This window comes from Pseudomonas sp. SBT1-2 (assembly GCF_028640875.1).
Lineage (GTDB): Bacteria > Pseudomonadota > Gammaproteobacteria > Pseudomonadales > Pseudomonadaceae > Aquipseudomonas > Aquipseudomonas chlororaphis_I.
In genome coordinates, this window is sequence record NZ_JAQZAA010000076.1 from 1 (window position 1) to 12,723 (window position 12,723).

Here is a 12,723-nt window from a genome sequence, read left to right on the forward strand (position 1 = left end):
GAGCTTGCCCGCGATAGCGGTGTATCAGGTTAGACCGCTATCGCGGGCAAGCCTCGCTCCTACAGAACAGGGTCAAACGCCGAATTGCGCGCGGTAGGCTTCCACCGCCGGCAGATGCTGCTTGAGTGCCGGATCGTCCGCCAGGAACTGCAGGACCTGGGTCAGGGAAACGATGCTCACCACCGGAATGCCGAAATCGCGCTCGACTTCCTGGATCGCCGACAACTCACCGTTGCCACGCTCCTGACGGTTCAGGGCAATCAACACACCCGCCGCCTTGGCGCCTTCCTGGGACTCGATGATCTGCATCACTTCGCGAATCGCGGTGCCCGCGGTGATCACGTCGTCGATGATCAACACGTCGCCAGTCAATGGCGCGCCGACCAGGCTGCCGCCTTCGCCGTGAGCCTTGGCTTCCTTGCGGTTGAAGCACCATGGCAGATCGCGCTGATGATGCTCGGCCAGGGCCACGGCCGTCGCTGCCGCTAAAGGAATACCTTTGTACGCAGGACCGAAAAGCACATCGAAAGAAATGCCGCTGTCGACGATCGCCGCGGCATAAAAACGCCCCAGCTGTGCCAGGGCCGAACCGCTGTTGAACAGGCCGGCATTGAAGAAGTAAGGACTGGTACGCCCGGACTTCAGGGTGAACTCACCGAAGCGCAAAACCCCGCGATCGATGGCAAAACGAATGAAATCGCGCTGATACGCCTGCATGAAAAAGCCCCAAATACCACGGATTTAGCTAATTAGGTAGACCTCGGGTATCATACACGCACGTGATTTTTGGGGCCATTTATGCGGATCATCAGTGTGAACGTCAATGGTATTCAGGCTGCAGTGGAGCGAGGTTTGCTCAGTTGGCTGCAAGCACAGAATGCCGACGTCATCTGCCTGCAGGACACCCGCGCCTCCGCCTTTGAACTGGACGATCCAGCCTTCCAACTGGATGGCTACTTCCTTTATGCCTGCGATGCCGAAGTTCCCGCCCAAGGCGGTGTGGCTTTGTACTCGCGGTTGCAACCGAAGGCTGTCATCAGCGGTCTCGGCTTCGAGACGGCCGACCGCTACGGGCGCTACCTGCAAGCCGATTTCGACAAGGTCAGCATCGCGACCTTGCTGCTTCCTTCCGGGCAGAACGGCGATGAAGACTTGAACCAGAAGTTCAAGCTTATGGACGACTTCGCCCGTTACCTGGATAAACAGCGGCGCAAACGTCGCGAGTACATTTATTGTGGCTCGCTGTACGTGGCGCAACAGAAGCTGGATATCAAGAACTGGCGTGACAGCCAGCAATCTCCGGGTTTCCTGGCGCCTGAGCGTGCCTGGATGGACGAGATTGTCGGCAACATGGGTTATGTCGACGCCCTGCGCGAAGTCAGCCGCGAAGGCGATCAATACAGCTGGTGGCCAGATAACGAACAGGCCGAGATGCTCAACCTGGGCTGGCGCTTCGACTATCAGCTGCTGACCCCAGGCCTGCGTCGCTTCGTGCGCAGCGCACGCCTGCCACGCCAGCCGCGCTTCTCGCAGCACGCGCCGCTGATCGTGGACTACGACTGGACGCTGACCATCTAAGCGTCTTTTCGCAGCCACAAAAAAGCCGACATCACTGTCGGCTTTTTTGTGGGCGCTCGGCCTATTTGATCAATCGCCAGGTGAACGGGTAACGGTACGCCATCCCTTCATTGGCCTTGACCCCGGCGATGATGGTCAGCACCAGGGCGCCGATCGCCAGCAGACCGAAGAGCAGGAAACCCACCAGCACCACCATCAGCAGGAAACAGACCAGCGAGGCAAGAGCCACGGTGATCTGAAAGTTCAGCGCTTCCTTGCCCTGGGCATCGATGAACGGGTCCGTCTCGCGCTTCATCTGCCAGAGCACCAGCGGGCCGATCAGGGTGCCGAACGGAATCCAGATGCCCAGCAACGCCGACAGGTGACAGAACATCGCCCACTGACGCACCTCATGGCTCGGGACAGGTTGCGGAAGCTGGTCGTCGTTCATGCTGCTCTCCTTGCTGAAAGCTACCGGGCAATCAGTCAGCCAGGGCTGCCTGTTGCAATTCAAAGATCTCGCTCATGCCTTTCTTGGCCAAAGCCAGCATGGCGTTCAGTTCTTCCGGCTGGAACGGCGCGCCTTCGGCAGTGCCCTGGACTTCGATGAAACCGCCGGTGCTGGTCATGACCACGTTGAGGTCGGTCTCGGCCGCCGAGTCTTCCAGGTAATCCAGATCCAGCACCGGCTCACCCTGGTACATGCCCACGGAAACCGCCGCGATCATTTGCTTGATCGGGTCGCCGCCCTTCAGGCCGCCACGCTTCTTGATCACTTTCAAAGCGTCCACCAGGGCCACCATGGCACCGGTGATCGACGCGGTACGGGTACCGCCATCGGCCTGGATCACATCGCAGTCGACATACAGGGTGACGTCGCCCAGCCTGGTCATGTCCAGCGCAGCGCGCAGGGAACGACCGATCAGACGCTGGATCTCCAGGGTACGGCCGCCTTGCTTGCCGCGACTGGCTTCACGCTGGTTACGCTCGCCGGTGGCGCGCGGGAGCATGCCGTATTCGGCGGTCAACCAACCCTGGCCCTGACCCTTGAGGAAGCGGGGCACGCCGTTCTCGACGCTGACCGTGCAGATCACTTTGGTATCACCAAACTCGACCAGTACAGATCCCTCGGCGTGTTTGGTGTAGTTGCGGGTGATGCGGATCGAGCGAAGCTGATCGGCAGCGCGACCACTTGGACGTTTCATAGGGAATACCTGTACGGGGACGGAAAACTGCCGATCATTATAGAGCCCACGGCCTTGCCTGGGCAGTTCTAAAAACCCCGGCCCGTCGGCGACACCTCTGGAACGGCCCTCCGGTCGCTTCGCAGCGCTTTGTCACACCCGCGGTTTGGGAGCATCCACCGCACTGCGCTACAATCCTGCGCCTTCGCAGCCTGTCGGCTTCAATTCATTCATATCGGGCCCGTACAACCCTTTGCGGTTGGTGGCGGACCTGTATCGGAGGTACCTCCATGGTGCACAGCATGACCGCCTTCGCCCGGGTAGAACGGGCCGGCACTCAGGGCACCCTGAGCTGGGAACTGCGCTCGGTCAACAGCCGTTACCTGGAACCGCACCTGCGCTTGCCGGAATCCTTTCGCGATCTGGAAGGCGCGGTCCGCGAGGCGCTGCGCCAGGGACTGTCGCGCGGCAAGCTCGAATGCACCTTGCGCTTCACCGAAGAAACCACCGGCAAACCACTGCAGGTCGACCGGGAGCGCGCCGCGCAACTGGTGGCGGCAGCCGAGTCCGTTGCCAGCCTGATCAAGCAGCCGGCGGCGCTGAACCCACTGGAAGTGCTGGCCTGGCCCGGCGTCCTGGTGGCCGATGCCAGCGACCCGCAGGCGCTGAACAACGAAGCCCTGAGCCTGTTCAACCAGGGGCTGAAAGAGCTGAAGAGCGGCCGCGAGCGCGAAGGCGCGGAGCTGGCCCGGCTGATCAACGAACGCCTGACCTCCATCGAGGAAGATGTCGTGACCCTGCGCGAACTGGTCCCGCAGATGCTCGCGACCCAGCGCCAGAAGGTTCTCGATCGCTTCGCCGACATGCAGGCCGAACTGGACCCTACCCGCCTGGAACAGGAAATGGTGCTGCTCGCCCAGAAGAGCGACGTCGCCGAAGAACTGGACCGCCTGAGCACCCACATCATCGAAGTGCGCCGCGTACTCAAGTCCGGCGGCGCCGCTGGCCGGCGCCTGGACTTCCTGATGCAGGAACTCAACCGCGAAGCCAACACACTGGGTTCCAAGGCCTTCGACCCGCGCAGTACCCAGGCTGCGGTCAACCTCAAGGTGTTGATCGAGCAGATGCGCGAACAAGTACAGAATATTGAGTAAGGCTACCCAGACATGAACCACAGCACCGGCACCCTCTACATCATTTCCGCCCCCTCGGGCGCGGGCAAGACCAGCCTGGTCAAGGCCCTGATCGACGCCGACCCGTCGATCCGTGTTTCCGTTTCCCACACCACTCGCGCCATGCGCCCGGGCGAAGTGGACGGCGTGAACTACCACTTCGTCTCCCGCGAAGCGTTCGTGAAGATGGGCGAACACGGCGACTTCCTCGAGCGCGCCGAAGTCTTCGGCAATCTCTATGGCACCTCCCAAAGCCACTTGCAGCAGACCCTGGACGAAGGTCACGACCTGATCCTGGAGATCGACTGGCAAGGTGCCGAGCAAGTGCGCAAGCTGATGCCCCAGGCGCGTTCGATCTTCATCCTGCCGCCGTCCCAACAGGCCTTGCGCCAGCGCCTGACCAACCGCGGCCAGGACAGCGACGAGATCATCGAAGGCCGGATGCGCGAAGCCGTCAGCGAAATGAGCCACTACGTCGATTACGACTACCTGATCATCAACGACGATTTTGCCCATGCGCTGGACGACCTGAAGGCGATTTTCCGCACCAACCAGCTGCACCAAAAGCACCAGCAACAGCGTTTCGGCAAATTGCTCGCCGAATTGCTGGGCTGAATAGCACTTCCCAAAACCGCTGCAAGGGCTTTACATTGGCGCTTGTAGCGCGTCGGAAAGCTTGGTTAAAAAATCAGCGCTTCCCTAATCGCTGGTGATTTTTTAAACTGTTGAGTCCGCTCGCCCATCCGGGCAGCGCGCATATTGCATTTGCTACGAGGAAGACCATGGCCCGCGTAACCGTTGAAGACTGTCTAGAACACGTGGATAACCGCTTTGAGCTGGTCATGCTCTCTACCAAGCGTGCCCGTCAACTGGCAACCGGCGGCAAAGAGCCGAAAGTAGCATGGGAAAACGACAAGCCTACCGTCGTCGCCCTGCGTGAAATCGCTGAAGGCCTGATCGACTACGCAGCTATCGCCGAAGCCGAAATCGTTGAAGATGAACCGCTTTTTGCTGCTTTCGAGGACGAGTCCAACGAGGCCGTCTAAGCCTATGCCTGGTCGACGTAGCACGGCGCGGGATCACAGCCTACGGCAGGAGTCATCATGCCGAGCATAGACGCCCTCGCCGATCGCTTATCGACCTATCTCGGCACGGACCAGGTCAATCTGGTCCGCCGAGCGTATTTCTACGCCGAACAAGCCCATGACGGTCAGCGCCGTCGCAGCGGCGAGGCGTACGTCACGCACCCATTAGCGGTCGCAAACATTCTCGCCGACATGCATATGGACCATCAGAGCCTGATGGCGGCCATGCTGCATGACGTGATCGAAGACACCGGTATCGCCAAAGAAGCGCTGCAAGCGCAGTTCGGTGAAACCGTGGCCGAACTGGTCGACGGGGTCAGCAAACTGACCCAGATGAACTTCGAGACCAAGGCCGAAGCCCAAGCGGAAAACTTCCAGAAGATGGCCATGGCCATGGCGCGCGACATTCGCGTGATCCTGGTCAAGCTGGCCGACCGCCTGCACAACATGCGCACCCTGGAAGTGCTGTCCGGTGAAAAACGCCGGCGGATCGCCAAGGAAACCCTGGAGATCTATGCGCCCATCGCCAACCGCCTGGGCATGCACAGCATCCGCATCGAATTCGAAGACCTCGGGTTCAAGGCCATGCACCCGATGCGTTCCGCGCGGATCTACCAGGCGGTCAAGCGCGCCCGGGGCAACCGCAAGGAAATCGTCAACAAGATCGAAGAATCCCTGAGCCACTGCCTGGCCATCGACGGCATCCAGGGCGAGGTCAGCGGCCGCCAGAAGCACTTGTATGGCATCTATAAAAAGATGCGCGGCAAACGCCGGGCCTTCAACGAGATCATGGACGTCTACGCGTTCCGGATCATCGTCGACAAGGTCGACACCTGCTACCGCGTGCTCGGCGCCGTACACAACCTGTACAAGCCACTGCCGGGTCGCTTCAAGGATTACATCGCGATTCCCAAGGCCAACGGCTATCAGTCGCTGCACACCACGCTGTTCGGCATGCACGGCGTTCCGATCGAGATCCAGATCCGCACCCGCGAAATGGAAGAGATGGCCAACAACGGCATCGCCGCCCACTGGCTGTACAAATCCAGCGGCGACGAGCAGCCAAAGGGCACCCATGCCCGGGCTCGTCAGTGGGTCAAGGGCGTGCTGGAGATGCAGCAACGCGCCGGCAACTCCCTGGAATTCATCGAGAGCGTGAAGATCGACCTGTTCCCGGACGAGGTCTACGTGTTCACGCCGAAGGGCCGGATCATGGAGCTGCCCAAAGGCTCCACCGCAGTGGACTTCGCCTACGCGGTGCACACCGACGTCGGCAACAGCTGCATCGCCTGTCGTATCAATCGCCGCCTGGCGCCGCTGTCCGAACCGCTGCAAAGCGGCTCCACCGTGGAAATCGTCAGCGCCCCGGGCGCGCGCCCCAACCCGGCCTGGCTCAACTTCGTAGTCACCGGCAAGGCTCGCACCCACATTCGCCACGCCCTGAAACTGCAACGCCGCTCCGAGTCCATCAGCCTGGGCGAACGCCTGCTGAACAAGGTGCTCAACGGTTTCGACAGCGCGCTGGAAAAGATCCCCGCCGAACGCGTGCAAGCGATGCTCACCGAGTATCGCCTGGAACTGATCGAAGACCTGCTGGAAGACATCGGCCTGGGCAACCGCATGGCCTATGTGGTCGCCCGCCGCCTGCTCGGCGAAGGCGAACAGCTGCCAAGCCCGGAAGGTCCGCTGGCCATTCGCGGTACCGAAGGCCTGGTCCTGAGCTACGCCAAGTGCTGCACGCCGATCCCGGGCGACCCGATTGTCGGCCACCTGTCCGCGGGCAAGGGGATGGTGGTGCACCTGGACAACTGCCGCAATATCAGCGAAATCCGCCACAACCCGGAAAAATGCATCCAGCTTTCGTGGGCCAAGGATGTCACCGGCGAATTCAACGTCGAGCTGCGCGTCGAGCTGGAACACCAGCGCGGCCTGATCGCCCTGCTGGCCAGCAGCGTCAACGCGGCCGACGGCAATATCGAGAAAATCAGCATGGACGAACGGGATGGTCGCATCAGCGTGGTCCAACTGGTGGTCAGTGTGCACGACCGTGTGCACCTGGCCCGCGTGATCAAGAAACTGCGCGCCCTGACCGGGGTCATTCGCATCACTCGCATGCGTGCATAGCTCGCTATACAGCCCGCCCATTACAAGGAGTCATTCATGACCAAGACCGTTATCACCAGCGACAAGGCACCCGCCGCGATCGGCACCTATTCCCAGGCGATCAAGGCAGGCAACACCGTCTACATGTCCGGCCAGATCCCGCTCGATCCAAAGACCATGGAACTGGTGGAAGGCTTCGAAGCCCAGACCGTCCAGGTATTCGAGAACCTCAAGTCCGTGGCCGAGGCCGCCGGTGGTTCGTTCAAGGACATCGTCAAGCTCAACATCTTCCTCACCGACCTGAGCCACTTCGCCAAGGTCAACGAGATCATGGGCAAGTACTTCCAGCAGCCTTACCCTGCCCGCGCCGCCATCGGCGTTGCCGCCCTGCCAAAAGGCGCGCAGGTTGAAATGGATGCCATCCTGGTCATCGAGTAACACGTCCGGCGCGGCTACCCAGGCCGCGCCGTCTTCGTTCTGAAAGGATTTCCTCATGCGCAAAGCGCTAGCCCTCTCGTTGTGCGCCCTGTTCCTCGGCGGCTGTGCCAGCGATCCCGCCGACCGTGACATCAGTGGCACCTGGATCAATCAGGTCGCCATCGACGCCGCCGCCAAAGGCGGACCGCTGCGCGAAGCCCTGCAAGGCTACGGCCCGAACCTGGAATGGGACGTCAACACCAAGGCCAGCCAGGCGCGCTACACCAACGGCTTCGAAAATGTCGAAGGCAAGGTGCTGGCTGAAGAGTCCGGCTCCTGGAAAATCGATTTCTACGGCAGCTCTGCCAGCGAATTGAAACGCGACGGCAAACAATTGCTGCAAGAAGCCAACGACAACGAGCCGGAACAGGTCTTCGATCGTCCCAAGGACCCGGCCCCGGAAGGCGCGCCACTGGGCGCCAACTTCGAGCGCGCGCTGTACTCGGCCTACCTGGGCGGCGAATGGAAAATCGTCAACGGCCCGGGCCAAGGCGGCACCGTGCTGTTCCAGTCCAACGGCCAGGTCATGGGCCTGCCGGGCGCCGATCGCTACGCACTCTGCCTCGCCGGCGACTGCGCGTCGATGAGCGGCGGCTACGACAACCTCTGGCTGCAGCTCAACGGCCAGGGCAACCCGTGGATCTTCGCGCGTAACGGCGAGCAACTGGAGATCTTCCAGACCATCAACACCGCCCAGGCGGACGAGGTACCTTCCCTCACCCCGGGTACGCGCCAGTGGCTACTGGAAAAACAGTGATCCCCGCCTCCCTGTAGGAGCGAGCTTGCTCGCGATCAGCGGTGTCTCAGGTTAGACCGCTATCGCGAGCAAGCTCGCTCCTACAGTTTCAGCCTTCGATAATCTCCGCATACCCCTCGCGAAAACTCGGATAACGCGGCTCCCAGCCCAGGGCCCTGGCGCGGGCATTGCTGCAGCGCTTGCTGCCAGAACGCCGCACACTCGAATTATCCGCCCACTCGGTCACACCCAGGTACTCGCGCAGCCAGCCCACCACCTCCGCCAATGGCACCGGCGCGTCGTCGACCCCGATGTAGCAGTCCTCAAGCCGCACGCCACGCCGATCGGCCTGCAGCAGGAAGGCCAGCAACCCCGCGGCGTCGTCGGCATGGATGCGGTTGCCATACAACGGCGGATCGATGGCCACGCGATACCCCTGGCGCACTTGGTTCAACAGCCATTCCCGCCCCGGGCCGTAGATCCCGGTCAAGCGCACCAGGCTGGCTGGAATGCCACTCTGCAACGCCACTTGCTCGGCCTCGAGCATCAGCCGGCCGGAATAGCCACCGGCCTGCGCAGGAGAAGTCTCGTCGATCCACTCGCCGTCTTTCTGCCCATAGACGCTGCTGCTGGAAACGAACAACAGGCGCTTCGGCGACTGCCCGTTCTGCTTGAGCCAGCCCAGCACATGGGTCAGCCCCTCGACATAGGCCGCGCGATAGCCCGCCTCGTCATGCTCGGTAGCGGCCGCGCTATACACCAGGTAATCCAGCGGTGTGGTGGGCCAGGCTGCCGGGCACTGCTCGCTGAAAAGATCGCCCGCCACGCCGATCACCCCTTCCGGCAATTGCGAAACCGTGCGCCGCAGGCCGTAGACCTGCCAGTTTTCAGCCAGCAGTTGCTTCGCCAGACGGCTGCCGACATCACCACAGCCAGCGATCAGAACAGAAGGGGCGGACATCAGAAAACTCCTATCAGAAAGGCACAGACTAGCGTCGGCAATGGACGAGCGGCTAGCAATCAAAGAAAAAAAGATACTCTATTACTTCTGTTAACAAGAATTAGTTGCAATAATGACGGCCCATTTGTTCTCGGCCCTGCGAGGCCTAGAAGGACACTTACCCTTTTCCCTCTCAGGTCCGGCCAGCATGACACGCAATCCATTCTCCGCTTCGCCAACCCAACGCCCAAGCCCGCTGCGCGCCATGAGTGCGGCCGCGGCGTTGCTGTTCAGCCTGCTGCTGGCACCGACCGCGGCCTTCGCCGATGAGCAGGCCCCGACTGGCACCTCGACACCTGCGGCAGCCCACGCGCCGGCCGATGCCACGGCGCCGGTAGCCACCCCGGTCGCCGCAGCGCCGGCACCTGCCGAAGGCGAGCCGGCCGACGACGCACCTGAAGTCCTCGAAGCGGACAACAGCCTGGGCATGGCGCACGACCTGTCTCCTTGGGGCATGTACCAGAACGCCGACATCATCGTGAAGCTGGTGATGATCGGCCTGGCTATCGCCTCGATCATCACCTGGACCATCTGGATCGCCAAAGGCTTCGAGCTGATGGGCGCCAAGCGTCGCCTGCGCGGTGAGATCCTCGCCCTGAAAAAGGCCACCACCCTCAAGGAAGCCAGCGTCACCGCTGCCAAAGAAGGCACCCTGGCCAATCTGCTGGTCCACGATGCGCTGGAAGAAATGCGCCTGTCGGCCAACAGCCGCGAGAAAGAAGGCATCAAGGAACGCGTCAGCTTCCGCCTCGAGCGCCTGGTAGCCGCCTGCGGCCGCAACATGAGCAGCGGCACCGGCGTGCTCGCCACCATCGGTTCCACCGCGCCCTTCGTCGGCCTGTTCGGTACCGTATGGGGCATCATGAACAGCTTCATCGGCATCGCCAAAACCCAGACCACCAACCTCGCCGTCGTCGCCCCCGGCATCGCCGAAGCCCTGCTGGCAACCGCCCTGGGTCTGGTCGCGGCCATTCCGGCTGTAGTCATCTACAACGTCTTCGCCCGCTCCATCGCCGGCTACAAGGCCCAGGTCTCCGACGCCTCCGCAGAAGTCCTGCTGCTGGTCAGCCGTGATCTCGATCACCTGCCGACCGCCGAGCGCTCTGCGCAACCTCATGTGGCCAAAGTAGGGTAATCCGCCATGGGCCTGCATTTGAAAGAAGGCGCAGAAGACGATCTCGCCGAAAACCACGAAATCAACGTCACGCCGTTCATCGACGTGATGCTGGTGCTGCTGATCATCTTCATGGTCGCGGCGCCGCTGGCTACCGTGGACATCAAGGTCGACCTCCCGGCCTCGACGGCCAAACCGGCGCCACGCCCCGAGAAACCGGTGTTTCTCAGCGTCAAGGCCGACCAACGCCTGTACCTCGGCGACGACGAAGTGAAGGCCGAAGCCCTCGGCGCCACCCTCGACGCCAAGACCCAGGGCAAAAAAGACACGACGATCTTCTTCCAGGCCGACAAAGGCGTGGATTACGGCGACCTGATGAGCGTGATGGATGCCCTGCGGGCCGCCGGATACCTGAAGGTCGGCCTGGTCGGACTTGAGACGGCTACCAAGAAATGATCACGACGCGCCAAAAACTGACGCGTTACAGCGGTAGCCTGGCCATCGTACTGGGGGTCCATGCGGTCGCGATCCTGCTCGCGCTCAACTGGAGTTCCCCCACGCCGGTCGAGCTGCCACCCCAGGCGATGATGGTCGAGTTGGCGCCGCTTCCGGCACCGCCTCCTCCCGCACCGCCCAAGGTCGTGACGCCACCGCAGCCGCCGGCTCCGGTCGAAGAGTTGCCGCTGCCCAAACTCGCGGAAGCGCCGAAGCCGACGATTTCCGTGCCCAAGCCGGTCAAACCCAAGCCCAAGCCACAACCGCCCAAGCCGGTGGAGAAAAAACCGGAACCGCCGAAGGAAAAGCCCAGCGAAGAGAAGCCCAGCGACGCTCCGCCGACTCCTACCGCGGCACCGTCCTCGGCACCTGCTCCGGGTCCGTCGCCGGCCCAGATCGCCGCCAAGGAAAGCTGGCAAGGCACGCTGCTGGCGCACCTGGCCAAGTACAAGAAGTACCCGCCGGGCGCTCAGGCACGCGGCAAGGAAGGCCTGAACCGACTGCGCTTCGTGGTCGACGCCCAAGGCAACGTGCTGTCCTATGAGCTGGTGGGACGCTCGGGCAATGCCGATCTGGACCGGGCCACCCTGGAAATGATCCGCCGCGCCCAACCGCTGCCCAAGCCACCGGCGGACATGCTCAACAACGGCTCGATCGAGATCGTCGCGCCCTTCGTTTACTCCCTGGAGAAACGTCGCCGCTGAGCATGACGCACAGGCGATCCCCAGCAGAAAGGCACCCTAAAGGTGCCTTTTTGCTTTTCCAGGCATGACCCGCATGCATTGCCCGGTGTCACAGCGAGCATTGAGTCTGATAACGTGCGTCTATCGATTGCAGCCGGTATGCTTGGCCCGCAACCTCATGGACGTCCGCTATGACTCTTACTGAATTACGCTACATCGTTACCCTCGCCCAAGAGCAGCACTTCGGCCACGCGGCCGAGCGTTGCCATGTCAGCCAGCCGACCCTGTCGGTGGGCGTGAAGAAGCTTGAAGACGAACTCGGTGTGCTGATTTTCGAGCGCAGCAAGAGTGCGGTACGTCTGACGCCGGTCGGCGAAGGCATTGTCGCCCAGGCGCAAAAGGTCCTCGAACAGGCCCAGGGCATTCGCGAGCTGGCCCAGGCCGGCAAGAACCAGCTGACCGCCCCGCTGAAAGTCGGCGCGATCTACACCGTCGGCCCCTACCTGTTCCCACACCTGATCCCGCAACTGCACCGGGTCGCTCCGCAGATGCCGTTGTACATCGAAGAGAACTTCACCCACGTACTGCGCGACAAGCTGCGCAACGGCGAACTGGACGCGATCATCATCGCCCTGCCGTTCAACGAAGCCGACGTGCTGACCCTGCCGCTGTACGACGAACCCTTCTACGTGCTGATGCCAAGCACCCACCCCTGGACCCAGAAAGAGAGCATCGACGCCAACCTGCTCAACGACAAGAGCCTGTTGCTGCTGGGCGAAGGCCACTGTTTCCGCGACCAGGTACTCGAGGCTTGCCCGACCCTGGCCAAAGGCAACGACGGCGCCAAGCACACCACGGTGGAATCCAGCTCCCTGGAAACCATCCGCCACATGGTCGCTTCCGGCCTTGGCGTCTCGATCCTGCCGCTCTCGGCGGTGGACAGCCATCACTACGCCCCCGGCGTGATCGAAGTACGGCCGCTGAGCGCGCCCGTGCCGTTCCGCACCGTGGCGATTGCCTGGCGCGCCAGCTTCCCCCGGCCGAAAGCCATCGAGATCCTCGCCGACTCGATCCGCCTGTGTTCGGTGGCCAAGCCGCCTGCCGCGAGTTAAACCGT

The 12,723-nt window shown here is 62.1% G+C and carries 15 protein-coding genes; 11 read left to right on the forward strand and 4 right to left on the reverse strand.

Annotated elements, in window-relative coordinates; translation table 11 throughout:
- Positions 1-72 precede the first annotated feature (72 nt).
- A complete protein-coding gene (gene pyrE / locus PVZ78_RS12920) occupies positions 73-717 on the reverse strand; it encodes an orotate phosphoribosyltransferase (protein WP_007921122.1) in 645 nt (214 codons plus the stop codon).
- Positions 718-798: 81 nt separating this feature from the next.
- Here pyrE and PVZ78_RS12925 point away from each other — a divergent pair, with 81 nt between their 5' ends.
- The gene (locus PVZ78_RS12925; protein ID WP_003176915.1) at positions 799-1,578 is read left to right on the forward strand and encodes an exodeoxyribonuclease III; all 780 of its coding nucleotides are present in this window, start codon (positions 799-801) and stop codon (positions 1,576-1,578) included.
- A 61-nt stretch (positions 1,579-1,639) separates the two neighbouring features.
- On the opposite strand, the gene PVZ78_RS12930 is transcribed toward PVZ78_RS12925, so the two are convergent.
- Both PVZ78_RS12930 and rph read right to left on the reverse strand, forming a co-directional pair.
- Positions 1,640-2,008 carry a DUF4870 domain-containing protein gene (locus PVZ78_RS12930; RefSeq protein WP_009051566.1) on the reverse strand — a complete coding sequence of 123 codons (369 nt, stop codon included), beginning with the start codon at positions 2,006-2,008 and terminating at the stop codon, positions 1,640-1,642.
- A 31-nt stretch (positions 2,009-2,039) separates the two neighbouring features.
- Entirely contained in the window at positions 2,040-2,762 is a 723-nt protein-coding gene (gene rph / locus PVZ78_RS12935) for a ribonuclease PH (protein WP_273828770.1), read from the reverse strand.
- 269 nt (positions 2,763-3,031) lie between these two features.
- Between rph and PVZ78_RS12940 the strand changes: the two genes are divergently transcribed.
- The 6 genes from PVZ78_RS12940 to PVZ78_RS12965 all read left to right on the forward strand — a co-directional run bounded on the left by PVZ78_RS12940 (position 3,032) and on the right by PVZ78_RS12965 (position 8,335).
- A complete protein-coding gene (locus PVZ78_RS12940; protein ID WP_007921125.1) occupies positions 3,032-3,895 on the forward strand; it encodes a YicC/YloC family endoribonuclease in 864 nt (287 codons plus the stop codon).
- A 12-nt stretch (positions 3,896-3,907) separates the two neighbouring features.
- Entirely contained in the window at positions 3,908-4,528 is a 621-nt protein-coding gene (gene gmk / locus PVZ78_RS12945; protein ID WP_009051568.1) for a guanylate kinase, read from the forward strand.
- Between the two features lie 167 nt (positions 4,529-4,695).
- On the forward strand, positions 4,696-4,959 hold the full coding sequence (rpoZ, locus tag PVZ78_RS12950; protein ID WP_007921129.1) for a DNA-directed RNA polymerase subunit omega: 264 nt from the start codon (positions 4,696-4,698) through the stop codon (positions 4,957-4,959).
- A 57-nt stretch (positions 4,960-5,016) separates the two neighbouring features.
- Positions 5,017-7,122 (forward strand): bifunctional GTP diphosphokinase/guanosine-3',5'-bis pyrophosphate 3'-pyrophosphohydrolase, encoded by a 2,106-nt coding sequence (gene spoT / locus PVZ78_RS12955; RefSeq protein ID WP_007921131.1) that lies wholly within the window; start codon positions 5,017-5,019, stop codon positions 7,120-7,122.
- 36 nt (positions 7,123-7,158) lie between these two features.
- Complete coding sequence (locus PVZ78_RS12960) at positions 7,159-7,539, forward strand: RidA family protein (RefSeq protein ID WP_007921133.1); 381 nt, start codon at positions 7,159-7,161, stop codon at positions 7,537-7,539.
- A 55-nt stretch (positions 7,540-7,594) separates the two neighbouring features.
- Complete coding sequence (locus PVZ78_RS12965; protein ID WP_009051569.1) at positions 7,595-8,335, forward strand: hypothetical protein; 741 nt, start codon at positions 7,595-7,597, stop codon at positions 8,333-8,335.
- Between the two features lie 88 nt (positions 8,336-8,423).
- On the opposite strand, the gene PVZ78_RS12970 is transcribed toward PVZ78_RS12965, so the two are convergent.
- Positions 8,424-9,275 (reverse strand): SDR family oxidoreductase, encoded by an 852-nt coding sequence (locus tag PVZ78_RS12970; protein WP_016703153.1) that lies wholly within the window; start codon positions 9,273-9,275, stop codon positions 8,424-8,426.
- 187 nt (positions 9,276-9,462) lie between these two features.
- Between PVZ78_RS12970 and exbB the strand changes: the two genes are divergently transcribed.
- From exbB to PVZ78_RS12990, 4 genes are all read left to right on the forward strand, one after another.
- Complete coding sequence (gene exbB, locus PVZ78_RS12975; protein ID WP_273828771.1) at positions 9,463-10,449, forward strand: tonB-system energizer ExbB; 987 nt, start codon at positions 9,463-9,465, stop codon at positions 10,447-10,449.
- A 6-nt stretch (positions 10,450-10,455) separates the two neighbouring features.
- Entirely contained in the window at positions 10,456-10,884 is a 429-nt protein-coding gene (gene exbD / locus PVZ78_RS12980; protein ID WP_007921142.1) for a TonB system transport protein ExbD, read from the forward strand.
- Positions 10,881-11,627, forward strand: coding sequence for an energy transducer TonB family protein (locus PVZ78_RS12985; protein WP_009051572.1), 747 nt, complete (start codon positions 10,881-10,883; stop codon positions 11,625-11,627). The genes exbD and PVZ78_RS12985 overlap by 4 nt, the downstream gene beginning before the upstream one ends.
- A gap of 170 nt (positions 11,628-11,797) precedes the next feature.
- Complete coding sequence (locus PVZ78_RS12990; protein ID WP_009051573.1) at positions 11,798-12,718, forward strand: hydrogen peroxide-inducible genes activator; 921 nt, start codon at positions 11,798-11,800, stop codon at positions 12,716-12,718.
- The last annotated feature ends 5 nt before the right edge of the window (positions 12,719-12,723 follow it).